Below are 26360 nucleotides of genomic sequence, written 5' to 3'. Positions count from 1 at the left end.
GTTTATTTTCGAGCCGATAGGTTCTTAGTTAAAAACAACAAGCAAATAAGGAAAATATAGAATGGCTAAGGGGCAATCTTTGCAAGATCCGTTCCTGAACGCATTGCGTCGTGAACGGGTTCCGGTTTCTATTTATTTAGTGAATGGCATTAAACTGCAGGGCCAAGTTGAGTCTTTTGATCAGTTTGTCATTCTGTTAAAAAACACAGTCAGCCAGATGGTCTATAAACACGCCATCTCTACTGTAGTGCCTTCTCGCCCGGTTTCGCATCACAGCAATACGCCGAGTGGAAGCACCAATAATTATCATGGTAGTAATCCGTCTGCGCCGCAACAACCGCAGCAGGATAGCGATGACGCTGAATAAAGCGCATTGCTGGTCGACCATGACGGGGAACATAAACAACGGATTCGGGTTTATGTTCTCCGCACTAGCGGTTTTAATCCGTTTGAGAGGTTGCACGTTTGTTTGACCGCTATGAAGCCGGTGAGCAGGCCGTACTGGTTCATATCTATTTCTCGCAAGACAAAAACTCAGAAGATCTGCGTGAATTTGAAGCGCTGGTATCTTCTGCGGGCGTAGAAGCTTTGCAAATTGTGACGGGTAGTCGCAAAGCACCGCACCCTAAGTATTTTGTCGGTGAAGGAAAGGCCGAAGAAATTGCTGACGCGGTGAAAGCCAGTGGCGCGTCTGTTGTCTTGTTTGATCATGCCCTTTCTGCAGCGCAAGAGCGAAACCTTGAGCGTTTGTGTGAGTGTCGGGTCATTGATCGTACTGGACTAATCTTAGATATTTTTGCCCAACGGGCCCGTACCCACGAAGGTAAATTACAGGTCGAATTAGCGCAATTACGCCATATTGCGACCCGTTTGGTACGTGGCTGGACGCATCTTGAGCGTCAAAAGGGGGGGATTGGCCTAAGAGGGCCAGGTGAAACCCAGTTGGAGACCGACCGCCGTTTGTTACGTGACCGTATCAGCTTGATTTTGAGCCGTTTGGAGCGGGTGGCAAAGCAGCGTGAGCAGGGGCGACGTGCGCGTACCCGTGCTGAAATTCCGACAGTATCTTTGGTGGGATATACCAACGCCGGTAAATCCAGCCTGTTTAACAAAATTACGGCAGCTGATGTTTATGCGGCTGACCAATTATTTGCCACGCTGGATCCTACTTTACGCCGTATTAATGTGGCGAATGTGGGCGATACAGTGTTGGCGGATACGGTAGGTTTTATCCGGCATTTGCCGCATGATTTGGTCGCTGCTTTTAAAGCGACATTACAAGAAACACGGCAAGCCTCATTACTGTTACACATTATTGATGCAGCAGACCCTCGGGTAACCGAGAATATGGCCGCAGTTGATTCTGTTTTGGCAGAAATCGAAGCAGATGAAATACCTACATTATTAGTAATGAATAAAATTGATTTGTTGGATGATTTTGTCCCGCGAATTGATCGCAACGAAGACAATCTGCCAGTCAGAGTTTGGCTTTCGGCCCAAACCGGCGCAGGGATCTCGTTGCTCTTTCAAGCGTTGACGGAGCGTCTTTCAGGTGAGATCGCACACTTTGAATTACGTTTGCCACCTCAGGCAGGTCGTCTACGTAGCCGTTTTTACCAGCTTCAGGCAATTGAAAAAGAGTGGATAGACGAGGACGGAAACGTCGGTATGGTGGTCAGAATGCCTATCGTTGATTGGCGTCGTCTCTGTAAACAAGAGCAAGATTTGGTCAGTTATATTATTAATTAGTCGGTGCGACTAATTAGTTGATTACCTGATCTTTTTTGTGAGATTAAGAGCCAGCTTCTTTGGCATGTGCTCTTGGCCTGAAGAAAACCAATCATAGAAGAATGGAGCTAAAACATGGCGTGGAATCAGCCCGGTAATAACGGACAGGACCGCGATCCGTGGGGGAGCAGCAATAATAATGGCGGCAACTCTGGCGGAAATAACAATAATAAAGGTGGTCGTGACCAAGGGCCGCCTGATCTGGATGATATCTTTCGAAAACTGAGCAAAAAACTGAGTAGCCTCGGTGGTAAAGGTGGCGGCAGCGGCAATGATAACAGTGGTACCACAAGAGGCCCTGGTTTCAGTGGCCGGATTGTGGGTATTGCTGTGGTTGCTGTGGTGGTTATCTGGGCGGCAAGTGGTTTCTATACAATTAAAGAAGCCGAGCGCGGTGTCGTTACTCGCTTGGGTAAATTAAGCCACATTGTGCAGCCTGGTTTGAACTGGAAACCGACCTTTATCGATGAAGTAACGCCAGTTAACGTTGAATCGGTACGTGAATTGGCAGCGTCCGGCGTGATGCTGACTTCTGATGAGAACGTGGTTCGCGTCGAAATGAACGTGCAGTACCGTGTGACTGATCCGGCCGCTTATCTGTTTAGCGTGACTAACCCGGACGACAGCTTGCGTCAGGCAACTGACAGCGCAGTACGTGGTGTTATTGGTAAATACACCATGGACAAAATCCTCACCGAAGGCCGTACCATCGTTCGTAGCGATACTCAACGTGTACTGGAAGAAACTATTCGTCCATACAATATGGGTATAACGCTGCTGGACGTTAACTTCCAGGCGGCGCGTCCACCAGAAGAAGTTAAAGCGGCATTTGATGATGCGATTGCAGCCCGTGAAAACGAACAACAGTATATTCGTGAAGCGGAAGCTTACACCAACGAAGTCCAACCACGGGCGAATGGTCAGGCGCAGCGTCTGTTAGAAGATGCGCGTGCTTATGCCGCACGTAAAGTGTTGGAAGCACAAGGTGAAGTCGCAGGTTTTGCTAAGTTGTTGCCTGAGTATAAGGCGGCACCAGAAATTACCCGTGAGCGCCTATACATCGAAACGATGGAGAAGGTCCTCGGTCATACCCGCAAAGTACTGGCGAGTGATAAGGGTAATAGTCTGATGGTGTTACCACTGGACCAAATGCTGCGCGGCCAAGGTGCAGATAAGGCAGCGGATGGCAATAAAGACACAAGCCTGATTCGTCTGAATCCGCCTTCTTCTGCTAATAGCAGTCAAGAGTCTGGTGCAAGCAACGCCAATACCAGCTCAACCAGTGGCTCTATCATGGATCAGCGCCGGGCGAATGCTCAGCGTGATACTTCCACTCGCGTAGGGAGAGAATAACCAATGCGTAAGTCTTTTTTACTTATCGTCGTTGTGGTGTTAATCGCACTCTACGCTTCTCTGTTTGTGGTACAGGAAGGCCAGCGCGGCATCGTGCTACGCTTTGGCAAGGTATTACGTGATAGTGATAACAAGCCGCTGGTGTATGCGCCGGGCTTGCACTTCAAGATACCGTTTATCGAAACAGTGAAAAGGTTGGATGCCCGTATTCAAACCATGGACAACCAGGCAGACCGTTTCGTTACCAACGAGAAGAAAGACCTGATTGTTGACTCCTATTTGAAATGGCGTATCAGCGATTTCAGTCGTTACTATCTGGCCACCGGTGGTGGTGATGTTTCTCAGGCCGAAGTGCTGCTGAAACGTAAGTTTAGTGACCGTTTGCGTTCTGAAATTGGTCGTTTGAACGTGCGTGACATCGTTACTGACTCACGTGGGCGTTTGACTTCAGATGTCCGTGATGCGCTGAACACCGGTAGTGTGGGTGATGAAGCTGTGACCACCGAAGCTGATGATGCAATTGCCTCTGCGGCAGCCCGTGTTGAGCAGGAAACCCGTGGCAAACAGCCTGCGGTTAACCCTAACAGTATGGCGGCGCTAGGGATTGAGGTTGTTGACGTGCGAATCAAGCAGATCAACTTACCGGCTGAAGTGTCTGATGCTATCTTCCAACGTATGCGTGCTGAGCGTGAAGCGGTAGCCCGTCGTCATCGTTCACAAGGTCAGGAAGAAGCAGAGAAGTTGCGTGCAACAGCTGACTATGAAGTAACACGTACACTGGCAGAAGCAGAACGTCAGGCGCGTATTACTCGTGGTGGCGGTGATGCAGAAGCAGCTCGTCTGTTTGCTGACGCATTCAGTAAAGACCCAGACTTCTATGCCTTCATTCGTAGCTTGCGTGCGTATGAAAACAGCTTCAACAGCGGCAATGATGTGATGGTTCTGAGCCCGGATAGCGATTTCTTCCGTTATATGAGGTCGCCGGATAACTCCAGCAAACGTCCATAACGGCTGTCGTTACAGCTCGTCTTGACCGTAACAGTAAGGCCCGTTAACGCGGGCCTTTTCCATTTGAGACAAACAATGAATTCAACCATCTTGTTAGCATTGGGTCTGGTTTTGGTGCTCGAAGGGCTTGGCCCGATGCTGTACCCCAAAGCCTGGCGCAAAATGATTCAGGCGATGACCCAATTACCGGATGCCACTTTGCGCCGTTTTGGTGGCGGATTAGTGGTTGCTGGTGTGGTTATCTACTACATGTTGCGTAGCCGCATGGGTGGCTGAATGTAAGCACAAAAATTGTTCAGTTATGTGTTAAAAAGTACTGAAAGCAGCCGAATGAGATGTTAGAATCCTTTTTTAAGCAACCTGGTGATTTTTGAGATGGGTAAGAACGTCGTCGTACTGGGCACCCAATGGGGTGACGAAGGTAAGGGCAAGGTCGTTGACCTGCTGACTGAACGGGCTAATTATGTTGTGCGCTATCAAGGTGGTCACAACGCTGGCCATACTTTGGTTATCAACGGTGAGAAAACCGTTCTTCATTTAATTCCCTCAGGTATTCTGCGTGAAAACGTAACCAGCATCATCGGCAACGGTGTTGTATTGGCACCTGACGCTTTAATGAAAGAGATGACAGAACTTGAAGCGCGCGGTGTGCCTGTACGTGAGCGACTGTTACTCTCCGAAGCATGCCCATTAATCCTGCCTTATCATGTGGCTTTGGATAATGCGCGTGAAAAAGCACGTGGTGAAAAAGCGATTGGTACTACCGGCCGTGGTATTGGTCCTGCTTATGAAGACAAAGTTGCCCGACGTGGTCTGCGCGTAGGCGATTTGTTCAACAAAGAAACCTTCGCTATCAAACTGAAAGAAATTGTGGATTACCACAACTTCCAGTTAGTGCATTACTACAAAGCTGACGCAGTTGACTACCAAACAGTGCTGGATGAAGTATTAGCTATTGCTGATATTTTGACCGCCATGGTGGTTGATGTTTCTGACTTGTTGGACAGCGCCCGCAAGCGCGGTGATCTGATCATGTTCGAAGGCGCACAAGGCACCTTACTGGACATCGATCACGGTACTTATCCGTATGTAACTTCATCTAACACCACTGCTGGTGGCGTAGCCACAGGCTCTGGCTTGGGTCCACGTTATGTTGATTACGTCTTAGGTATCGTTAAAGCTTATTCCACCCGTGTAGGTGCAGGTCCATTCCCTACCGAGTTGAATGATGAAACTGGCGAATTCCTGCGTAAGCAAGGTAACGAATATGGCGCAACAACAGGCCGTAGCCGTCGTACCGGTTGGTTGGATATCGTTGCAGTGCGTCGTGCCGTGCAGATCAACTCCCTGTCTGGTTTCTGTATGACCAAACTGGACGTGTTAGATGGTCTGAAAGAAGTGAAGCTGTGTGTTGGCTACCGCATGCCAGATGGTCGCGAAGTTGATACTACCCCACTGGCTGCTGAAGGTTGGGAAGGTATCGAGCCAATTTACGAAACCATGCCAGGCTGGTCAGAAACCACCTTTGGTGTGAAAGAACATAGCAAGTTGCCACAGGCAGCCCTGAACTACATCAAACGAGTAGAAGAGCTGACCGGGGTTCCGGTTGATATTATCTCTACCGGTCCTGATCGTGAAGAAACCATGATCCTGCGCGATCCATTTGATGCATGATTCGTTTGATTTATGATTAAGTGGCTAACCGCCAAATAGTCAGAATTCAGACTTTAATAAGCCGGGCTTAAGTCCGGTTTATTGTTTATACCCGTCATACTTCAAGCTGCATGTGCGTTGGCTACGTTCGTTACTCGGCCCGTCCATGGGCCTCGCCTCTGCGAGGCTGCTGCAAGCAGCGTTCAAATCGGTTCCTGACCGATTTGTCACCCGAATCACTTACCTCATGTAAGTTCATCGGGGTTCTCTCTCTTGCCGCCTTCCTGCAACTCGAATTATTTAGGGTATATACCCGTTATACATTGTTAACTGCAAAGCCAGCTATTTTGGGTATAATTAGATGCAGAAGTGACCTCGGATATGCCGTTTTATACCAAAAGCGCCACCCTTCACCTAAATGATTAGCCGCAAGCTTTATGGCTGGTTTATCATTCAAAGAATATATCCGTCATACTTCAAGTTGCATGTGCGTTTGGCTGCCTTCATTCACCCTAATCACTTACTGATGTAAGCTCTTGGGGATTCGCTTAGTTGCCGCCTTCCTGTAACTCGAGTTATGTAGGATATGAGTTTTCTGAATCACACTTATAACCTATCCAAAAAGTGTTATTTCCGATGGGGTTAAGCCGGGTAAATTGATACTCAGGGGTATACGTGCAGTTAACAAGTTTTACTGATTATGGTTTGCGGGCGCTTACTTATATGGCCTCGCTACCGGAAGGCCAAATGACCAGCATTTCTCAGGTAACTGAGGTATATGGCGTGTCTCGCAATCATATGGTTAAAATAATCAATCAGTTGAGCCGTGTCGGTCTGGTGACCGCCGTGCGGGGCAAAAATGGTGGTATACGGTTGGGTAAACCGGCTAACCAAATTCTAATTGGTGATGTTGTGCGCCAACTGGAGCCACTGTCTCTGGTGAATTGCAGTAGTGATTTTTGCCACATAACACCCGCTTGTCGTCTGAAACAAGTGCTTAATCAGGCGGTACAGAGTTTCCTTAACGAGCTGGATAACTATACTTTGGCTGACATGGTTAAAGATAATTCCCCGCTCTACAAACTGTTACTTGTTGAGTAGATTTTTGCTTAATCAAAGATATATATACCCAAAGAACTTGGAGTTGCAGGTAGGCTGCCAGTAAACGAATCCCGATGAGCTTACACTGGTAAGTGATTCGGGTGAGAGCGCGCAGCTAACACCCCTGCGACTTCAAGTACGCAGGGTATAAGACCTGCTGCTGACAACGGAGGAACCGCAATGTCACAAGATCCATTCTTGGAACGAGAAGCAGAAAAATATGAGTCACCGATCCCTAGTCGGGAATTCATTTTGGCTCATCTCGCGAAGCGCGAAACACCTGCCAGCCGTGAAGAGCTGGCCAATGAACTTAATTTAACCGGCGAAGAGCCTTTAGAGGCACTGCGTCGCCGCCTGCGCGCTATGGAGCGCGATGGGCAATTGGTCTTCACCCGTCGTCAGTGCTACGCCTTGCCTGAGCGTCTCGACTTACTGCGTGGGACTGTTATTGGTCACCGTGATGGTTTCGGCTTTTTACGCGTTGAAGGCAGTAAAGACGACCTGTATCTCTCCGCAGAACAGATGAAAACCGCCATTCATGGTGATGTGGTATTGGCCCAAGCAGTTGGCGCAGACCGTAAAGGTCGCCGTGAAGCGCGTATTGTGCGCGTATTAGTACCGAAAACCAGCCAGATTGTTGGTCGTTACTTTACTGATGCCGGTACCGGTTTTGTGGTACCAGATGATGGTCGATTGAGTTTTGACATTCTGATCCCGCCAGAGGCAATCAACGGTGCGCGGATGGGTTATATGGTGGTGGTCGAGTTGACTCAGCGCCCGACCCGCCGGACTAAAGCGGTAGGTAAGATTGTTGAAGTGCTCGGCGAGAACATGGGCACCAGCATGGCGGTGGATATCGCACTGCGTACCCATGAGATCCCCCATACCTGGCCGCCACAAGTTGAAAAACAAGTTGTGGATCTGAAAGAACAAGTACCGGAAGAGGCGAAGAAAGGGCGGGTGGATTTACGCAACCTGCCATTGGTCACTATTGATGGTGAAGATGCCCGCGACTTCGATGATGCTGTTTACTGCGAGAAGAAACGCGGTGGTGGCTGGCGCTTGTGGGTGGCGATTGCTGATGTCAGCTATTATGTGCGCCCACGCACCGCGCTGGATGATGAAGCTCGCAGCCGTGGTAACTCGGTTTACTTCCCGTCGCAAGTGGTTCCGATGCTGCCGGAAGTGCTCTCAAACGGCCTTTGCTCCCTGAATCCGCAGGTAGACCGCCTGTGCATGGTGTGTGAGATGACCATCTCCTCACAGGGTAAGCTGTCGTCGTATAAGTTCTACGAAGCAGTGATGAGCTCCCACGCACGTCTGACCTACACCAAAGTGTGGCGGATTATTGATGGTGAAGAGACACTGCGTGAGCAATATAAGCCGCTGGTGCCACATTTGTTAGAACTGCATACCATGTATAAAGCGCTGGATCAGGCCCGTGCTGAGCGTGGTGGTATCGCGTTCGAAACCGAAGAAGCCAAGTTTATCTTCAACGCTGAACGGCGCATTGAACGAATTGAATCGACGGTGCGCAATGACGCGCATAAGTTGATTGAAGAGTGCATGATTTTGGCGAATATTGCAGCCGCTCGTTTTGTCGAAAAACACAACGAACCTGCATTATTCCGTGTACATGACCGCCCAAGTGATGACCATATCTCCGCACTGCGTAGCGTGCTGAATGAACTGGGCCTGACCTTAGGTGGCGGCTTGAAGCCAGAGCCGAAAGATTACGCTGTACTGATGGATGAAGTTGCCGATCGCCCGGACCATGAAATGCTGCAAACCATGTTGCTGCGCTCAATGAAACAGGCAATTTACGATCCAGAAAACCGGGGTCACTTTGGCCTGGCATTGGCCTCTTATGGCCATTTCACCTCACCAATCCGCCGTTATCCTGACTTGGCGATGCACCGCGCTATCAAGTACCAGCTCGCCAAAGAGCAAGGCAATCAGAAAGAGCGCTGGACACCAACCGGTGGCTGGCACAGTGAATACGAAGATATGCTGCAATTGGGCGAACACTGCTCAATGACTGAACGCCGCGCTGATGAAGCTACCCGTAACGTAGCGGACTGGCTGAAGTGTGATTTTATGCAGGATCAGGTTGGTAAAGTCTTCACCGGGATCATTGCCAGTGTTACCGGCTTTGGTTTCTTCGTGCGTTTGGATGATCTGTTTATTGATGGTTTGGTGCATGTTTCCAGCCTGGATAATGACTATTACCGTTACGACAACATCGGCCAACGTCTGATCGGCGAATCCTCAGGTCAGGTTTACCGCTTGGGTGATACCGTAGAAATTCGGGTTGAGGCGGTACATATGGATGAGCGCAAAATTGACTTTGCTCTGGTCTCCAGTACCCGTAAGCCGCGCGGTGAGGGTAAAACAGCCCGTGATAAGGCGAAGAAAGCTGATGGGCAGCGCACGATGCGTGATACCTCAACCGGTCGTGGTGGGCGTGGCAGTTCATCTGGTGCTCCGCGCCGTGATGGCGCGCCAGCCGGTGGTGGTCAGCAACGGCCTCGCCGGGCAAAAAAACCAGTGAACTTCGAGCCGGATAGTGCATTCCGCCCAGCAGATGCCGCCGCTAAGCCGGACGATAAAGCGCTGGCTGAGAAAAAAGCCAAAGCGAAAGCAAAACGAGCGTCCGCTAAAACCAAAAAAATTGCCGCCGCCACCAAGGCCAAGCGTGCGAAGAAGAAAACCAGCAGCGACCAGTAATGGCCTGCTGATTGTCGGGTGGCTTTGGTCACCCGCATTAATTTAATCATTTATACCCGTCATACTTCAAGCTGCATGTGCGTTGGCTACGTTTAATCACCCGAATCACTTACAACACCGTAAGCTCATCGGGATTCTCTCACTAGCCGCCTTCCTGCAACTTGAATTATTTAGGGTATATGTTTAATCATTTATTATAAAAGAGCATCATGAGCGAAATTATTTACGGTATTCACGCCGTCAAAGCCCTGCTAGACAATGATCCGCAACGTTTCCTGGAAGTTTTTATTCTGAAGGGCCGTGATGATCGCCGTCTGCAACCTTTGGTCGCGGAACTGGAAGCTGCCGGTTTAGTGATTCAGGTGGCTAGCCGCCAATGGCTGGACTCCCAGGTTGAAGGGGGTGTCCATCAGGGGATCGTAGCGCGAGTGCGTGAAGGGCGTCAGTATCAGGAAAATGACTTACCTGCCCTGCTGGAAAGTGTGGATATGCCGTTCTTGCTGGTGCTGGATGGCGTAACTGACCCGCACAATCTCGGTGCATGTTTGCGTAGCGCCGATGCCGCTGGTGTCCATGCGGTTATTGTGCCACGCGATCGTTCAGCGCAGCTTAATGCTATTGCCAAGAAAGTGGCCAGTGGTGCCGCTGAGAATGTGCCATTGATTAAAGTGACTAATCTGGCGCGTACCCTGCGGTTACTGCAAGAACACAATGTCTGGATTGTTGGCACTGCCGGTGAAGCAGACCACACCTTGTATCAGAGCAAAATGACTGGCCCGATGGCGCTGGTGATGGGGGCTGAAGGTGAAGGCATGCGCCGTTTGACCCGTGAGCATTGCGATGAACTGATCAGTATTCCAATGGCGGGTACGGTTTCTTCGCTAAACGTCTCGGTTGCCACTGGGGTTTGCTTATTTGAAGTTGTGCGCCAGCGAGCATTGAAAGCGTAATATCTCTTTTGCTATTGAGTTCAGAAAGCCAGCATTTACGGATGCTGGCTTTTTTATAGGGATTTTAATTAAATCATCAGTGATATAGAGGGCTTTCATCCCCGTTTGTGATGAGCCTGCCAGCAAAAATTCGCGCCTGCACCATACTTAACCCTGATTTATGAATGCCGATGGTACAGTTACTTTGGATAGAGTACCGAAATGGAGGAAGGTATGGAGTGGCAGACTCACTTGGTTTTCAATCAGCCGGAGCCATTATCGAACAGTAATTTATTTTTGTCTGACATGGCGTTGCGGGAAGCCGTGATGCGTGAACACGCTGGTTGGGATGGAGAGACTCTCTCTTTGATCGGGCTACAATTAGGATCACAGGAGTCTCTTGAACTTGGGCGGCTGGCAAACACCAATCCTCCTGAGTTATTGCGCTACGATGCTGTCGGGCAGCGGTTGAACCAAGTGCGATTTCATCCCGCGTGGTATATGTTAATGCAAGAGCTGGTCAATCATCGCCTGCATAATTTACCGTGGCAGGAAGATGCTCGAATCGGTTCTTTTGCCGCCCGTGCGGCGCGTTTTATCCTGCATGCGCAGGTGGAAGCGGGCACGCTCTGCCCAATAACCATGACCTTTGGTGCTATCCCACTACTACAGCAAACACTCCCTCCACTATTTCAAAACTGGCTATCGCCACTACTTTCTGATCGCTTTGATCCCCATCAGTCCATTGGTAGCCAGAAACGGGGCTTGTTGATAGGAATGGGCATGACAGAAAAACAGGGTGGCTCCGATGTACTCAGTAATACTACCCGGGCTGAGCCGCTGGAGGGGCGGGGCAATGGTGAGGCTTATCGTCTGGTGGGGCACAAATGGTTTTTCTCTGTACCACAAAGTGATGCACACCTGGTGTTGGCGCAGACCGATGGCGGGCTATCCTGCTTCTTTCTACCTAAAATATTGCCGGATGGCAGCTATAACGCCATTCGATTAGAACGACTGAAAGATAAACTTGGCAACCGCTCCAATGCCAGCAGTGAAGTTGAGTTTGATAATGCGACTGCTTGGTTATTGGGGGATGAGGGCGACGGTGTGCGCCAAATTTTAAAAATGGGGGGTTATACCCGTTTTGATTGTGCACTGGGTAGCCATGGTCTGATGCGGCGTGCCTTCTCCGTCGCGCTGTATCATGCGTGGCAGCGGCAGGCCTTTGGTAAGCCACTGGTAGACCAACCTTTGATGCGACAAGTGCTGAGCCGCATGGCATTGCGTCTGGAGGGGCATACAGCACTGCTGATGCGCTTAGCTAGCGCCTGGGAAAAGTCAGATGAGGCTTATGAGAAGATATTTAGCCGTCTACTGACTCCTGCGGCTAAATATCGGGTATGTGGGCAAGGCAGTGGGTTTGTTGCCGAGGCGATGGAGGTGCTGGGTGGGATTGGCTATTGTGAGCAGAGTGAACTGCCACGGCTCTATCGTGAAATGCCGGTAAACAGTATTTGGGAAGGTTCCGGCAATATCATGTGCCTTGATGTACTGCGCACATTTCGCAAACTACCGGCAGCCCTCGAGATGCTACAGCAGGAGTTCTATCCGGTTCGCGGGCAGAATCGATTGTTTGATCGTGGGTGGCGGCAATTACAGCAGCGGCTGAAAAACCCCAAAGAGGAACAAGGGCGGGCATTAACTCAGCAACTGTTCGATCTGTGTTGTGCTTCTCAGCTACTGCGTTTTGCCTCACCACCACTGGCCGATGCCTGGTGCCGCATGACCTTGGATCACCGTGATCAATATATGCTGCCGGAAGCGGTTTGCGCGTTACTGCTCAATCGCGGCAGCGGCTTTCAATAGGGAAATCAGCAGTCAGCAGCAATGAGTTACTTATACAGCAGTGCGTTGGCATACCAGGTGCCGGGATAAATGCTGTCGGACAACATAATAATCAAATAGTAGGGCGCGCCACTGGCATTAGCCCTACGTTGAATTTCGGCTTCTATATCCATCGGGCTACCAAATACCTGTGCTGAGACGGTGCCTACTTTTTGCAAATTAAGGCTCTGGGCGCGGGTAATTTCTTGTGCATAAGGCTGGATTGCAGGAGGGGGTGCTGGTGTCGTATGAAAAACACTACAACCCGAAAGCCCGAGCGCCAGCAGCAAAACCCCCATCACACGTTTTATCTTCATTTATTGCCTCTTTATCAACGGCGCGGTTACCGTAACACCCCAAGGTGAAGCGTAATATCTTGGAAGAAATTGATTTAAGACTTTATATCCTCATTTTGGCACACTGCCTTGTTCCTTGGGTATATTACGCTGGTTTTTCCTGTTTACGCTCCGCTGCATCAATAAAGGATTTTTGCCATGATTGAGATATCGCTGGAAAATATTAATGGTATTGAGGTGATTCATGCTGCCCCTGCGGGTAAGCGCCAGCAGCCGCTACCGACCATTTTTTTCTATCATGGCTACACCTCATCAAAAGAGGTCTATTCCTACTTCGCCTATGCCTTCGCACAAGCCGGTTTTCGCACCATCTTGCCAGATGCGGATATGCACGGTGCGCGGTTTAACGGTGATGAATCACAGCGCTTATCCTATTTCTGGGAGATCCTGAAATCAAACATTGATGAGTTGCCTGCGATTAAACAACATTATCAACAAGCAGGATTGATTGACGGTGATCGCATTGGCGTGGCGGGTGCATCAATGGGCGGTATGACCACATTGGGGGCGTTTGCTCGCTATCCATGGGTGAAAGTGGCCGCAGACTTTATGGGGTCAGGTGATTTTACCTCACTGGCCCGCTCGCTGTTTCCGCCATTGAAAGCAGGGCAGCCGGTCAACGCTGCTGAATTTGAGCGCCGTTTAGCGCCGCTGGCGGATTATGAACTGCACCATCAGCTAGAAAAAATTGCAGAGCGGCCCTTATTGGTCTGGCATGGCGAGGCTGATGAAGTGGTGCCAGCAGCAGAAAGTACGCGATTGGTACAGGCGTTAAGGGCAAGCGGGCGCGCTAATCAGCTAACCTATATTACCGAGGCCGGTATTGGCCACAAAATTACCCCAAGTGCATTAAAGGCTGGAGTCACATTCTTCAGCAGCCACTTATAAAAAAGCCCCCAAAGGTCTGGGGGCAAGGGCATATCAAAGGGCTTTTTTGGTTGTTGGTCGTCGTATTCACTGGTGTTGTATCTATACTGCTGCGTCTAACGGTAAATCTCAGCATTGACCCGAATTGAGCTGTTGCTACCCGGCTCATGCATCTGAGTAATGTGGTATGCCGTAGCGCCGCGCTCATCAGCCATTTTGCTGATTTGTGCCACGGCGTCATCCGGTGACACCACATTATGGTTAAGAGAGATTTCGCCGATACTGACACGCTGCTGCTGCATCGCTTCCTGGCGGCTGATTTCTGTGGCGGCAAACGTGTTGGCGGATAGGAGCAAACTGACCGTGGCTGCGATGATGAGAGTGTGTTTCATAGGTGACTCCAATATCTTTTACCCGTCATACTTCAAGTGGCAGGCGCGTTGGCTGCCTTCTTTCACCCCAGTCACTTACTGGTGTAAGCTCCTGAGGATTTGCTCAGTTGCCGCCTTCCTGCAACTCGAATTATTTAGGGTATGTTTATATACTTTGAATAACTTTCGATTAACGCTACCGCTTAATATGCGGTGGATGTAAATAATTCTAGTCGCTTTTGTTAATTTAAAAATACGTAGTAATTGATTCACTTGGTCAAAAAAAATGAATGATATTTTCACTGAGCCAATGATTTTATTGAAAGATTTAATAGACTAATGGATCTACATCCATTGGTTATTTAATGAACAAAAAATGCCTTTTTAGCGAAGTAAGGGCCAGAACAAGAATAAATCCCCGTCAGTCCTTGAGTTTCAAACCGCCCGCAAGTATAGTTACGCGTCATTTTTCAGCCGCACACAAACACGTTCCTTGCCTCCATGGGCCGCGGTTGACCCTATCAGGAGGCTGAATAATCCGTAAGGAGCAATAATCGATGCGTCATTACGAAATCGTTTTTATGGTCCATCCTGACCAAAGCGAACAGGTTCCGGGCATGATCGAGCGCTATAGTGCAACTATCACTAATGCTGCTGGTACGATCCACCGTCTGGAAGACTGGGGCCGCCGTCAACTGGCTTACCCGATCAATAAACTGCATAAAGCTCACTACGTTCTGCTGAACGTTGAAGCCCCGCAGGAAGCGATCGATGAGCTGGAAACAAACTTCCGCTTCAACGACGCCGTTATCCGTAGCATGGTTATGCGCGTTAAACACGCGGTAACTGAAGCATCACCAATGGTTAAAGCGAAAGACGAACGCCGTGAGCGTCACGACTTCGCATCAGAAGCCAATGATGATTCTGAAGCTGGGGATTCTGAAGAGTAATTGCCGTGGTGACCACTAATCGTCTGGTACTTTCTGGCACAGTGTGCAAGACGCCGGTTCGAAAAGTAAGTCCTTCTGGTATTCCGCATTGTCAATTTGTGCTTGAGCACCGATCAACACAGCAGGAAGCCGGATTTAGCCGACAAACATGGTGCAGAATGCCGGTTATTGTCAGCGGACAAAAGTCACAAGCATTAACTCACAGTATAACGGTCGGCAGTCAGTTAACCGTTGAAGGCTTCATTAGCTGCCATCAAGGTCGCAATGGGCTGAACAAATTGGTTCTGCATGCCGAGCAGATTGAATTTATAGATTCTGGAGACTAGCCAAATGGCACGTTATTTCCGTCGTCGCAAGTTCTGCCGTTTTACCGCGGAAGGCGTTGTAGAGATTGATTATAAAGATATCGCTACGCTGAAAAACTATATCACTGAAAGTGGTAAAATTGTCCCGAGCCGTATTACCGGTACTCGCGCAAAATACCAGCGTCAGCTCGCCCGTTGTATCAAGCGCGCACGCTACCTGTCTTTGTTGCCGTACACTGATCGTCATCAGTAATCGGCCACTGTCCATTAACGACTTTGAGAGGATAAGGTAATGCAAGTTATTCTGCTTGATAAAGTAGCAAACCTGGGCAGCCTGGGTGACCAAGTGAACGTTAAAGCGGGCTATGCTCGTAACTTCCTGGTTCCACAAGGTAAAGCTGTTCCGGCAACGAAGAAAAACGTAGAGTTCTTTGAAGCACGCCGTGCAGAATTGGAAGCCAAATTGGCTGGCGTTCTGGCTGCTGCACAAGCTCGCGCAACCAAAATTAACGAACTGGGCAGTGTCACCATCGCTTCTAAATCTGGCGATGAAGGCAAACTGTTCGGCTCTATCGGTACTCGTGATATCGCTGACGCAGTAACTGCGGCTGGCGTTGAAGTTACCAAGAGCGAAGTTCGTTTGCCGAATGGCGTTCTGCGTACCACAGGTGATCATGAAGTTCACTTCCAGGTACACAGCGACGTGTTCGCTAAACTGAACGTGATCGTGGTTGCAGAAGCGTAAGTTACGCTGCTGTTAACCTGCTAAAACGCCAGCCTCGTGCTGGCGTTTTGCTATCTGGTGGTTGATGAAAATAGTCATCTGCATGTTTGGCTCAACACGAAAAGCTTAACCCGCCGCTAAAATTTCAAACTTGCACTCTTCGGCGGCAACACCGGAACACTGGTAAATTTCTAGAAAAGGATTTTGTTGATACACCCAGAGTGGTTGCCCACTGACCGATACTGACCAAGTTTTATTGCCGTAGAACATATCTATCTGCCTACCTTGCGCCTGCAAGTTATAGGTACACTTTTGAAACTCACCCTGTCCAACGATATTGTTTTTATCACTATCAATGATGATCAGCGCTTCACTAAAATTTTTAACTGAACTGTTTGGTGGAAGGGTACCTTGTAATATGCCAACCCATTCTTCATTACCTGCCGCAGGTGCATTGTAAACGCCACCAATCTGTTTAATTGTATCCACTGGCGGGCAATGCAACTGAGCTAAGGTACCAAACGAGGTGAATAGCATTAAAAAAGGTAATTTGTATTTCATATCATAGTCACTCCCTTTATTTCTACCCGCTATCTTTCAGGCTGCTGGTGTGTTGGCGATAGTCATGACTCTTGGGGACGTTCATCGGGATCTATGCGCTTGTCGCCTGGCTGCATCTTGAAATCTGTTGGGTATATGAATGTGGTTATCAATGGTGGATGGCGTTAACCATCCAGAAAACAACCTAATTCGGGAGAGACGACGTGACAATATCAAAGAAGGTAACGGGCAGGACAAAAGTGGCTATGGATAACGGCGATTAACGGTCACGACGATAACTGCCATCGCTCTGTCGGGTAAACAGCACTTCTGTATTATTGGTGGTTTCAATGGCCAGTGCGGCGACTACACCTTGAGCGTCCAACATAATTTTGATTTCTTGCCCAGCTTTCAGATTACTCAATGGCTTATCGCTACCCTCAACCTGTGCCATCGCAAAAACTTCATTGACCGGCAGGTTATTATCACGGAATAACTGTGCCAGTGTTTTCCCTGATTGAATTTGATAACTTTGCCAATTTCCCTGCGTCAAAGTCGGTGGTTCGGGTTCGGGAGACGCCACCGTTGGAGGTGGCGGAGCATCAAGATTGCCCTGTAATTGGGCTTGTAGTGGCGCGCTGCTGGACGGCGCGCTCACTGGGAAGGAAAGGTTGGTGTTATCCCGCGCTGCGGGCCACAGCAGTGCCAGCAGCAATACAGCGGTGGCGACAATAACCCAGCGGCGATGGAACAGAGGCAAAGGTTCCATCCATTCGAAACTGTCCGGCAAATGCCAGATTTTCAGCAGCAGACCTTTGATCCCCTTTTCTGCTGTGGCGGTTGCCACGGATTCAGGGGGCACATTAACGTTTGCAGCAACGCTATCTTCGGTAGTAACAACGTTCTCCGCAGAGGCTGTGTGCTCAGGCGCACTGATTTCAGACATCAGGTTTTGCTCATCGGCAGCTTTAGAATCCGGCATGATCTTCTGCCTAATCGTCAGCCAGGTGTGCAGCAGTGGTTGATAAACCCGATTATTCTTCCTTCTCCTGGGCGCGATTCTGCCCATGGTAACCTCTCTTCAACAACGTAAAACAACATAAAATTAAATATGGGCGGTAACCCCATAGGCTTCTAAGTATATACCTTTATCCCCGTTACCTTCCAAACTACGGTTTGTTGGGTGCTTTTAATTACCCGAATCACGGGCTTGAGCCATTCAACGGGGTCCACGCGCGGGGTGTCATTGTTTCTTTTTCTTCGACAAAAGTCATCATTCACGACGCAAGATTTTACCGCGCTCCCCTGCTGCTGTTATGCTGGCAACTTCAATATGATGAGTGACTAAAGGAAAATCCATGACGACCCCTTCTTTTGATAGCGTTGAAGCGCAAGCGAGCTACGGAATTGGTTTACAAATCGGGCAGCAATTGCAAGAGTCCGGGCTGGAAGGTTTATTGCCAGAAGCACTGTTGGCAGGTTTGCGTGACGCGATGGAAGGGAATGCACCGACCGTCCCGGTTGATGTAATACATCGCGCACTACAAGAAGTGCACGAAAAGGCTGATAAAGTGCGTGTTGATCGCCAGCAAGCTCTGGTAGAAGAAGGCAAAACCTTCTTAGAAGAAAATGCCAAGCGTGATGATGTGACCACCACTGAGTCTGGCTTACAGTTCTCCGTGTTACAGGCAGGTGATGGCCCGATCCCATCCCGCCAGGACCGTGTTCGTGTGCACTATACGGGCCGTCTGGTTGACGGTACGGTATTTGATAGCTCAGTTGAACGTGGTCAGCCAGCAGAATTCCCGGTCAGTGGTGTTATTCCAGGCTGGATTGAAGCCTTATCCATGATGCCAGTAGGTTCTAAGTGGAAGTTGTACATCCCGCACGGCCTGGCTTATGGCGAGCGTGGCGCGGGTGCGACTATTCCACCTTTCAGTGCATTGATGTTTGAAGTGGAACTGCTGGAAATTCTGTAATTTCTGCATGCGGTGAAACCAGAAAGGGCGGCGTGATGTCGCCCTTTTACATTTATTGATGCCGGCCATGACCAATAGCGAGATTATTCGCCTTTTAGCGCGCGCGGGAACAGCAAATTGTTTTCCAGATGAATATGTTCCATTAGATCAGTTATGAATTCATTGATACCGGTGTAGAGTGCCCGCCAGGTATTGCAGGCCCCTTCTGGTGGGGTGACATTTTGTGTTAACTGTTTTACCACTTCTAGCTGCTGCCCAACAGCATCGTGTTCCGCTTCCATCACAAATATTGGCCCACCAGCCTGAGACCCCATACCACGAGTTATCATTGGGAACAGAATTTGTTCCTCTTTGTACATATGCTGGGTTAGCTCTTCTAAAATTGCAGTAAGTTCAACCGCCAGTCCACGCGGACAGGCTGGTTTCTCGCCGTGTACCCGTTCAACTTTTTCCGCCATCAGAATTAATTCCGGTAACTGCTCACGATGGCGGTTATGGTAGCGGCTGATAATAAAATCGATGATATTAGCCAGTGGCTGCTGTTGCCAATCTTCAGATGACTGAGGTTCGGATTGCAAGGCACTCAGTTGTGCTTCCAGCTCATCGATATCAAGATTCAGCTTATTGGCTGCACGTAGCAGTGTCTGTTTACCACCACAGCAGAAATCGAGCTGGTGGTGACGGAATAATTTTGTGGCTCGTGGAATAGCGATAGCCAGGGCACCGAGAGACTGATTGCGGTAATCCATAATGACACCTCATTGGGTAATTAAATATTTATAACATGCATAATAAATGCATGTTATAGATTGCGATATAACCACAAAGAGGTACTTGTGAAAAATAACAGCGCGTTGAAGCGCTGTTATCCGAGATTATTTGTTCTGTAAGTCGATTTGATAAACGGCAAAGCCAATTTCATCAGTACCTTGTACTTTCATCGGGTACTGCGCTTTTTGCTTGATAAATTCAGCGGCTTTAGCACTTGGCGACGTTTCAAAGCGGATATCCAGTGGCTGCTTGCTGTCGATCGTTGCCAGACGCCAGTTATTATCAGCCTGTGGGGTAACTTGCCCGTGTTTCTTGGTTTCAGCACTGATATAAGCCGACAGTACCGCCCGGTTTTCATCAGGAGAAGCAAATGCAATATGGCTGTCACCCGTACCGGCAAATTTACCGCTATAAGCCCGATAGTTGTTGGTCGCAATCAGGAATGTGGCTTTCGGATCGATAGGTCTGCCATTAAATGTCAGGTTTTTAATCCGTTCAGCTTTATCGTTGATCAGTGCGCATTCACCGTCATAGCGCGCAGGTTGGCTGATATCGATTTCATATTTCACACCATCGATAACATCAAAATTATAAGTGCGGAAACCATCCCAGTTAATCAACGATTGTGGCTTGCTGCTGGTCACATCAATTTGATTGAATTGCGCGGCAGAGCACTCTAACCATTGCTTAACTTCCGCCCCACTGGCTTTCACCACCACCAGTGTGTTCGGGTACAGATAGAGATCGGCGGCATTACGGAAGGTCAGCTCACCTTTTTCCACTTCAACAAAACTGGCGGGATCATTTTTACGCCCGCCGGCTTTGAAGGGGGCGGCGGCAGAGAGCACCGGCAGATTGGCTAAATCGGGGTCGCCTTGAATAAAGTGTTCGGTATAGGCGCGTTGAGCATTGTTCACAATCTGCACTGTCGGATCGTCTTGGATGAGTGCCAGATAGCTGTACATATTGTCCGATGCTTTGCCGATCGGCTGACTGACGAAGTCACGAGTACCCTGATGGTCTGCTGCTAGCACTTTTACCAGATTGGCATCTTCGGTTGCCAGCGATTTTTGTGCTGCTTTATCATAGATTGGGCGTGCTTCAGCTTTGGCTTCAGTAACTTGCCATGGGCCTTTATCATTATTCAGGACGAAATCGACCACCCCCAGATGATCACCCCACTGGCCCGGCATCACTGCTGCAATACCATTTAAAGTGCCTTGAGCGATATCAGCACCTTTGATGGCGGCAAAATCTTTACTGGGGAAAACGGCATGGGCGTGGCCGAACATGATGGCATCGATCCCCGCAACCTGGCTGAGATAATAAACTGAGTTTTCCGCCATGGTTTTATAAGGATCACTGGAAAGCCCGGAGTGCGGGATAGCCACCACCAAATCAGCACCTTGCTTGCGCATCTCAGGCACCCATTTCTTGGCCGTTTCAGTGATGTCGTTAACGGTCACTTTCCCGCTCAGATTCGCTTTATCCCATATCATCACTTGTGGCGGGACAAAACCAATGTAACCAATGCGCAAGTTATGGGTTTTACCTTCACGATCTTGCACTGGCGTGTCGACAATCAGATAAGGCTGGAACAGCGGCTTACCGGTTTTCACATCAATCACGTTGGCATTCACATAGGGGAATTTTGCGCCAGCTAGCGATTTTTTCAGATAATCCAGACCGTAGTTAAACTCATGGTTACCGATATTCCCTACCGCATAATCCAGCGTATTCATAGCTTTGTAGACTGGGTGAATTTCTCCGGTTTTCAATCCCTTGGCTGCCATATAGTCACCAAGCGGGCTACCTTGGATCAGGTCACCGTTATCCACCAGTACGCTGTTGGTCGCTTGTTGGCGGGCAGCACTGATCAGGCTTGCAGTGCGCACCAGACCAAACTTTTCGGTAGGTTTATCTTTGTAGTAATCAAAATCCATCATATTGCTGTGCAGGTCGGTGGTTTCCAATACCCGCAAATCAACGGTAGCAGCAGTTGCTACAGACATTGAGGTCGCGACAGCAATCAGGCTGGCAAGAAGAGATAACGTCAGCGGACGCGTGATCATGGCTTTCTCCATTAAAATCTATTCGACATGTATCGCAAAAGAATATGTAACTTTAATTAATTGCTACAACAAAATGTGAAGTTTGGCAGAAAATGCCCCAGGATAACGCGCAGAAGTTCACAGTTGTGGCAGGTTAATCCCACTGATTTTATTGGAAGTTACCGACATTGATGGCTATTTGGTAGGAATCTTATTAGTCTGCAACTCTGATGATTGAGGGCATATCCCCGTTATCTTGTCACTTGCAGGTCTGCCGGTGGCACTTGTTGCCTTCATCTGGAAATCTACTGGGCTTAGATAATTAATTTTTACGTTTGCGTTCTAAACTGTATATATGGCGAACGAGTAGCGCGAGCCACTATATTGGTCTAAACAATCACTATTGGTCTAAATAATCACTATTGGTCTAAACAATCACTATCGATTTAAACAGCCATTATCAGTATCCGGCATGACTCATAATACCAAGGGGTGGATGATGTTAGAGCAAATTTGCCAGTTGGCCCGCGAGGCAGGCGTGGCGATTATGGCGGTCTATCAGGGGGATAAACCCCTTGATGTGGCCCATAAGAAAGATGATTCGCCAGTGACAGCGGCTGATCTTGCCGCTCACCAGATTATCAAAGCCGGATTGGCGGCACTGACTCCCGATATCCCGCTGTTATCTGAAGAAGATCCGCCGGTTTGGGCGGTACGTCAACACTGGCAGCGCTACTGGCTGGTTGATCCTCTGGACGGTACTAAAGAGTTTCTGCATCGGAATGGCGAGTTTACCGTTAATATCGCGTTGATTGACCAAGGAGTACCGGTGCTTGGCGTGGTATATACCCCGGTGACTGAAGTGATGTACAGCGCTGAAAACGGCCAGGCGTGGAAAGAGGAGTGTGGCAGGCGCATGCAGATTCAGGTGCGTGCTGCGCTACCGCCGTTAGTGGTAGTCAGTCGCTCCCACAGTGATGCTGAACTGGAAGATTATTTGTCGCAATTAGGTGAACACCAGACTGTATCAGTCGGTTCGTCACTCAAGTTTTGTCTGGTGGCGGAAGGGAAGGCGCAACTGTACCCGCGCTTTGGGCCTACAAATGTATGGGATACTGCCGCCGGGCATGCAGTAGCCATTGCTGCCGGAGCACTGGTTCACGATTGGCAGGGTAAACCACTCTCTTATACCCCACGTGAATCTTTCCTGAACCCCGGCTTTAGAGTGTCTTTATTCTAACCACATAGCCAAAGGGTGTGGCGTTGCAGGGAGGTGGCACGCAAACGAATCATATGATTCGGGTGCGTGCCCGCAGCGAATCCCCTGTAGCTTCAAACCTTAAGGGGAGATTACTGTTTCACCAGTTGGTGCAATTGATCGATCACCTGCTGTACTTCCTGCGGTGTCAATGCGCCATCTTTGGCAAATTTCACATTCCCTTGTGGGTCCAATACCACAATCGCCGAGCCTTTTTCCGCTAGACCCCAGGCCTTTTTGACATTCCCGTCGCTATCGACCACAAATTGTGACCAGGGAAAGTCGCGTTTATTGCTTTCAATGCTGTTACGCACAAACACTGCCGTGCCGATGATGGCGTCATCAGTATTGACGATTGTCGTCGTTTGGTAATGTTCGTGTGGCAGATTAGCGTGCTTAATGGCTTCCACTAACGGGGCATTCAGCTCTTTTGCCGAGGTGCGGCCAGCAATATGTTGGATGACCCGCACTTTGCCGGGCAGTTGCGAGCTATTCCAGTTTTTGTAGCTAAACTGATCAGTAGCTTTATCATAATTTAATTCGCCTTTATCGCTGACACCCACCGGCGGTACCCGCTGGTTGATTTGTAGGGTGTGAGCGCAGGCCATTAGTGGTGTGAGTAGTAGTGACAGTATCAGCAGGCTATTTTTTATCATGGCATGTCCTTGTGGGATCTTATGGGTAATGTCGGGTACTAAGTCCTGCATGCAGGTCTACCCGTAGTCTTTCAAATTGCAGCGGTGTTGGCAGATTATGTTTGCCGCTTGCCAGCATCTTGAAACCTATTGGGCATCAGTTTTCCAATAATAGGTGCAGATCAGAGGTCTGTCCTGTTTCGCTACAGTATTTATTTCTGACACTTACTAGATGGTTATTCTGTAATTAAGTCTCATTTTATCTATATGGCCCTGTAATTTTGTGTAAATCCAGCAGCAATGACTGGTTTTGGCGGAACTAAAGCCCATACTCTAGGTCTATTACTCTGCAATTATATTACGTTACCTGTGATCTTGGTCGCTAAGGCACCAGAGGGAGCGTATTGATGTCATGGGAGGAAAGTAAAAAAATGAGGATCTTCCAACGTTACAATCCGGCTAAAGTGGCGATGTATGTCAAAACGCTTTTCCGAGGGAGGTTATATATCAAAGATATGGGGGCTTTTGAGTTTGACAAAGGTAAGATTTTAATCCCGAAAGTTAGGGATAAACGCCACTTTGAGGTGATGTCTGAGGTTAATCGGCAGGTGATGCGTTTGCAGGCTGAAATGTAAAAAAACTCACCCCGAACAAATTTAATTGCGGCCCCTATTTTGGGGCCGCTAATGTTATTAAATAATGACTGATTTAAACTTTCACTAGGCATCACTGCTTTCGTGTGGGGCTTTTGGCAGGATTGGGGCTGGTAGGTCACTGAGTTTAGTCACCAGTAGCTGATCGATTTTGTAGCTATCAATATCGACTACTTCAAACTTGTAGCCGGCATATTTGACGAAATCAGTGCGTTTGGGAATTTTGCGCAGCATATACATCATAAAGCCGCCGATGGTTTCATAATTGCCAGACTGCGGGAACTCATCGATATGCAGCACTCGCATTACATCTTCAATCGGGGTGCCGCCCTCAATCAGCCATGAACTTTCATCACGAGCAACAATTTGCTCTTCCTGCCCCTGACCGACCAAATCCCCCATCAGCGTGGTCATCACGTCATTCAGGGTAATGATACCAACCACCAGGGCGTATTCGTTGAGGATAACGGCAAAGTCTTCACCGGCGGTTTTAAAGCTCTCCAGTGCCTCGGAGAGTGTCAATGTGTCTGGCACAATCAGGGCTGAGCGAATTTGCACGCCACTGCTCAGTACCAGACTCTGGTTACCTAATACCCGGTTCAGCAAGTCTTTAGAGTCGACATAACCCACAACTTGATCGATATGACCATCACATACCAAGAATTTAGAGTGTGGATGGGTCGAAATCTTCTCTTTTATGCTGTCTTCGCTTTCCCGCAGATCAAAATAAATCACACTTTCACGTGACGTCATCGACGAAGGAACAGTACGTGACTCCAGTTCAAAGACGTTTTCGATCAATTCATGCTCTTGCTTACGTAACACCCCGGCTAATGCACCTGCTTCCACGACGGCATAGATATCATCTGATGTGATGTCATCATTGCGTACCATTGGTAGCTTGAATAGTCGGAAGATTAGATTCGCCATCCCATTGAAGAACCAAACTAGTGGGCGACAAATCATCAGACAGAAGCGCATCGGGTTGACGATCCGAACGGCAACCGCTTCAGGTGAAATCATACCGATGCGTTTCGGGGTTAAGTCGGCAAAAAGAATAAATAAACTGGTGACCAGAACAAACGAGCAAATGAAACTCACCTGGTCGGCAAGCTCTGGTGACATGAAGCGCTCAAACACCAATTTAAAGGAGGGAGAAAACGCAGCATCACCGACGATACCCCCCAGAATGGCGACGGCATTCAAGCCAATCTGGACCACGGTGAAGAAAATCCCCGGAGTCTCTTGTAATTTAAGTACCCGCAAGGCGTTGATATCGCCTTCATCCGCCAGAAGTTTTAGTTTAATTTTGCGCGAAGCTGCCAGTGAAATCTCTGATAATGAGAAGAAGGCACTCACCGCAATTAAAAAAAGAATCAGTAAAATACTGTTTAACATAATCTGTCCGTGTCGTACCGACAATCGCGCCGGCGATCGTAAGGAAGGCCATACATTTGTTTGAATTAAAAAATACTGTTTAAATTTAAGATAACGGCAGAAAGCCGCCATCGGGCCGAGTGAACAGCCCGAATAGTATAACCCGTCTTACTTTAAGTTGCAGCGGAGTTAGCTAGGTTCATTACTCCGGCCATGCTTGAAATCCCTCTGTGGGCTAGCATAAATGCTGTTCAAACCGCATTCCAAGCGATTTGTCATTCCCTTGCTGCCAACCTGCAACTCTACGCAATTTGGGGATAATCGCAGCGATAAGCGCGTGGGCAGCCTTACAAATCAGGCGGCATACACACGCCAATACCACCAAGGTTACAATATCCATGTGGATTTTTGTGCAAATATTGCTGGTGGTCATCCTCGGCATAGTAAAACGGCAGTGCAACCGCCACTTCACTGGTAATCAACCGGCGATCACCAGCTTGCTCCATGGCTTGCTGGAACAAGGCTTTGCTCTCGTTAGCTTGCACTTGCTGCTCAGGTGTCAAAACGTAAATGGCTGAACGATATTGTGTTCCGACATCTCCGCCTTGACGCATTCCTTGGGCGGGATCGTGATTTTCCCAGAAAATCTGCAATAGTTGCTTATAGCTGATGATGGCCGGATCAAAGACAACACGAACCACTTCTGCATGGGCTGTGCGGCCACTACAAACTTCATGATAGGTTGGGTTTGGCGTGTAGCCACCGCAATAACCTGCGGCAGTACTGTAGACGCCAGGCAGTTGCCAGAACAGGCGCTCAACACCCCAGAAGCAGCCCATGGCGAAGATGGCGATCTCCATTCCGTCAGGGATATGTGTCATGGAATGCCCATTCACCACATGGAGAGTTGCGACTGGCATTGGTGTGATTCGCCCGGGTAAGGCATTCGCCGCATCAATGACGGCAGTTTTGTCAAAATTTTGCACCAAAATAGGCTCCAATATTTACAGTGAATTTGAAGTTTACAGTAAATTAATAACAAGATGTTTACAGTGAATAGGTATAGACAGTTGTATCTGA

At 48.8% G+C, this 26360-nt stretch carries 27 protein-coding genes; 18 read left to right on the top strand and 9 right to left on the bottom strand.

Going from position 1 to position 26360, the window contains the following annotated elements; translation table 11 throughout:
• The first annotated feature begins 61 nt into the window (after positions 1-61).
• The 10 genes from hfq to V1952_RS00905 all read left to right on the top strand — a co-directional run bounded on the left by hfq (position 62) and on the right by V1952_RS00905 (position 12425).
• A complete protein-coding gene (hfq, locus tag V1952_RS00950; protein WP_002209151.1) occupies positions 62-367 on the top strand; it encodes an RNA chaperone Hfq in 306 nt (101 codons plus the stop codon).
• A 98-nt stretch (positions 368-465) separates the two neighbouring features.
• Entirely contained in the window at positions 466-1749 is a 1284-nt protein-coding gene (gene hflX, locus V1952_RS00945; RefSeq protein ID WP_420074208.1) for a ribosome rescue GTPase HflX, read from the top strand.
• Positions 1750-1863: 114 nt separating this feature from the next.
• Positions 1864-3141, top strand: a complete 1278-nt coding sequence (gene hflK / locus V1952_RS00940; protein WP_083160973.1) for an FtsH protease activity modulator HflK — start codon at positions 1864-1866, stop codon at positions 3139-3141.
• A 3-nt stretch (positions 3142-3144) separates the two neighbouring features.
• Complete coding sequence (hflC, locus tag V1952_RS00935; RefSeq protein ID WP_083160971.1) at positions 3145-4149, top strand: protease modulator HflC; 1005 nt, start codon at positions 3145-3147, stop codon at positions 4147-4149.
• Positions 4150-4224: 75 nt separating this feature from the next.
• Positions 4225-4425 carry a DUF2065 family protein gene (locus V1952_RS00930; RefSeq protein ID WP_005193214.1) on the top strand — a complete coding sequence of 67 codons (201 nt, stop codon included), beginning with the start codon at positions 4225-4227 and terminating at the stop codon, positions 4423-4425.
• Positions 4426-4524: 99 nt separating this feature from the next.
• On the top strand, positions 4525-5823 hold the full coding sequence (locus tag V1952_RS00925; RefSeq protein WP_083160969.1) for an adenylosuccinate synthase: 1299 nt from the start codon (positions 4525-4527) through the stop codon (positions 5821-5823).
• 654 nt (positions 5824-6477) lie between these two features.
• Positions 6478-6903: a nitric oxide-sensing transcriptional repressor NsrR gene (gene nsrR, locus V1952_RS00920; RefSeq protein ID WP_083160967.1), complete on the top strand. Its 426-nt coding sequence runs from the start codon at positions 6478-6480 to the stop codon at positions 6901-6903.
• A 180-nt stretch (positions 6904-7083) separates the two neighbouring features.
• The gene (gene rnr / locus V1952_RS00915; RefSeq protein WP_372557824.1) at positions 7084-9630 is read left to right on the top strand and encodes a ribonuclease R; all 2547 of its coding nucleotides are present in this window, start codon (positions 7084-7086) and stop codon (positions 9628-9630) included.
• 209 nt (positions 9631-9839) lie between these two features.
• Positions 9840-10580 (top strand): 23S rRNA (guanosine(2251)-2'-O)-methyltransferase RlmB, encoded by a 741-nt coding sequence (gene rlmB, locus V1952_RS00910; protein WP_005193288.1) that lies wholly within the window; start codon positions 9840-9842, stop codon positions 10578-10580.
• Positions 10581-10781: 201 nt separating this feature from the next.
• Complete coding sequence (locus V1952_RS00905) at positions 10782-12425, top strand: isovaleryl-CoA dehydrogenase (RefSeq protein ID WP_420074207.1); 1644 nt, start codon at positions 10782-10784, stop codon at positions 12423-12425.
• A 26-nt stretch (positions 12426-12451) separates the two neighbouring features.
• Here V1952_RS00905 and bsmA read toward each other — a convergent pair whose 3' ends face one another.
• Positions 12452-12760, bottom strand: a complete 309-nt coding sequence (bsmA, locus tag V1952_RS00900; protein WP_005193286.1) for a biofilm peroxide resistance protein BsmA — start codon at positions 12758-12760, stop codon at positions 12452-12454.
• Positions 12761-12937: 177 nt separating this feature from the next.
• On the opposite strand from bsmA, the gene yjfP reads away from it, so the two are divergent.
• Complete coding sequence (yjfP, locus tag V1952_RS00895; RefSeq protein ID WP_372557826.1) at positions 12938-13687, top strand: esterase; 750 nt, start codon at positions 12938-12940, stop codon at positions 13685-13687.
• Positions 13688-13782: 95 nt separating this feature from the next.
• Here the strand turns inward: yjfP and V1952_RS00890 are convergent, their stop codons facing one another.
• A complete protein-coding gene (locus V1952_RS00890; RefSeq protein WP_372557827.1) occupies positions 13783-14058 on the bottom strand; it encodes a DUF1471 domain-containing protein in 276 nt (91 codons plus the stop codon).
• A gap of 536 nt (positions 14059-14594) precedes the next feature.
• On the opposite strand from V1952_RS00890, the gene rpsF reads away from it, so the two are divergent.
• From rpsF to rplI, 4 genes are read left to right on the top strand one after another with little or no spacing between them, the layout of a single operon-like run.
• The gene (gene rpsF, locus V1952_RS00885) at positions 14595-14987 is read left to right on the top strand and encodes a 30S ribosomal protein S6 (RefSeq protein ID WP_002210153.1); all 393 of its coding nucleotides are present in this window, start codon (positions 14595-14597) and stop codon (positions 14985-14987) included.
• Between the two features lie 5 nt (positions 14988-14992).
• A complete protein-coding gene (gene priB, locus V1952_RS00880; RefSeq protein ID WP_049613473.1) occupies positions 14993-15313 on the top strand; it encodes a primosomal replication protein N in 321 nt (106 codons plus the stop codon).
• 4 nt (positions 15314-15317) lie between these two features.
• Positions 15318-15545 (top strand): 30S ribosomal protein S18, encoded by a 228-nt coding sequence (gene rpsR, locus V1952_RS00875; RefSeq protein ID WP_002210155.1) that lies wholly within the window; start codon positions 15318-15320, stop codon positions 15543-15545.
• A 39-nt stretch (positions 15546-15584) separates the two neighbouring features.
• Positions 15585-16037 (top strand): 50S ribosomal protein L9, encoded by a 453-nt coding sequence (rplI, locus tag V1952_RS00870; protein ID WP_372557828.1) that lies wholly within the window; start codon positions 15585-15587, stop codon positions 16035-16037.
• A gap of 105 nt (positions 16038-16142) precedes the next feature.
• Here rplI and V1952_RS00865 read toward each other — a convergent pair whose 3' ends face one another.
• Positions 16143-16577 carry a DUF3757 domain-containing protein gene (locus tag V1952_RS00865; protein ID WP_420074206.1) on the bottom strand — a complete coding sequence of 145 codons (435 nt, stop codon included), beginning with the start codon at positions 16575-16577 and terminating at the stop codon, positions 16143-16145.
• 259 nt (positions 16578-16836) lie between these two features.
• On the bottom strand, positions 16837-17625 hold the full coding sequence (locus V1952_RS00860) for a LysM-like peptidoglycan-binding domain-containing protein (RefSeq protein WP_372557830.1): 789 nt from the start codon (positions 17623-17625) through the stop codon (positions 16837-16839).
• Positions 17626-17914: 289 nt separating this feature from the next.
• Here V1952_RS00860 and V1952_RS00855 point away from each other — a divergent pair, with 289 nt between their 5' ends.
• Positions 17915-18535 carry a peptidylprolyl isomerase gene (locus V1952_RS00855; RefSeq protein ID WP_372557831.1) on the top strand — a complete coding sequence of 207 codons (621 nt, stop codon included), beginning with the start codon at positions 17915-17917 and terminating at the stop codon, positions 18533-18535.
• An 83-nt stretch (positions 18536-18618) separates the two neighbouring features.
• Here the strand turns inward: V1952_RS00855 and ytfE are convergent, their stop codons facing one another.
• Positions 18619-19284 (bottom strand): iron-sulfur cluster repair protein YtfE, encoded by a 666-nt coding sequence (ytfE, locus tag V1952_RS00850; protein WP_420070713.1) that lies wholly within the window; start codon positions 19282-19284, stop codon positions 18619-18621.
• A gap of 126 nt (positions 19285-19410) precedes the next feature.
• The gene (locus V1952_RS00845; protein WP_420074205.1) at positions 19411-21390 is read right to left on the bottom strand and encodes a bifunctional 2',3'-cyclic-nucleotide 2'-phosphodiesterase/3'-nucleotidase; all 1980 of its coding nucleotides are present in this window, start codon (positions 21388-21390) and stop codon (positions 19411-19413) included.
• A gap of 466 nt (positions 21391-21856) precedes the next feature.
• On the opposite strand from V1952_RS00845, the gene cysQ reads away from it, so the two are divergent.
• Positions 21857-22597, top strand: a complete 741-nt coding sequence (cysQ, locus tag V1952_RS00840; protein WP_193784743.1) for a 3'(2'),5'-bisphosphate nucleotidase CysQ — start codon at positions 21857-21859, stop codon at positions 22595-22597.
• 110 nt (positions 22598-22707) lie between these two features.
• On the opposite strand, the gene V1952_RS00835 is transcribed toward cysQ, so the two are convergent.
• On the bottom strand, positions 22708-23271 hold the full coding sequence (locus tag V1952_RS00835; RefSeq protein WP_372559805.1) for a YtfJ family protein: 564 nt from the start codon (positions 23269-23271) through the stop codon (positions 22708-22710).
• 410 nt (positions 23272-23681) lie between these two features.
• On the opposite strand from V1952_RS00835, the gene V1952_RS00830 reads away from it, so the two are divergent.
• Positions 23682-23885: a DUF1107 domain-containing protein gene (locus V1952_RS00830; RefSeq protein WP_372559806.1), complete on the top strand. Its 204-nt coding sequence runs from the start codon at positions 23682-23684 to the stop codon at positions 23883-23885.
• An 84-nt stretch (positions 23886-23969) separates the two neighbouring features.
• Here V1952_RS00830 and V1952_RS00825 read toward each other — a convergent pair whose 3' ends face one another.
• Both V1952_RS00825 and msrA read right to left on the bottom strand, forming a co-directional pair.
• Positions 23970-25301 (bottom strand): hemolysin family protein, encoded by a 1332-nt coding sequence (locus V1952_RS00825; RefSeq protein ID WP_083160941.1) that lies wholly within the window; start codon positions 25299-25301, stop codon positions 23970-23972.
• Between the two features lie 326 nt (positions 25302-25627).
• Entirely contained in the window at positions 25628-26266 is a 639-nt protein-coding gene (gene msrA / locus V1952_RS00820; protein WP_372557834.1) for a peptide-methionine (S)-S-oxide reductase MsrA, read from the bottom strand.
• Positions 26267-26360 lie beyond the last annotated feature (94 nt).

This window comes from Yersinia sp. 2542 StPb PI (assembly GCF_048593855.1).
Lineage (GTDB): Bacteria > Pseudomonadota > Gammaproteobacteria > Enterobacterales > Enterobacteriaceae > Yersinia > Yersinia enterocolitica_E.
This window is presented reverse-complemented; position numbering and strand designations above follow the sequence as displayed.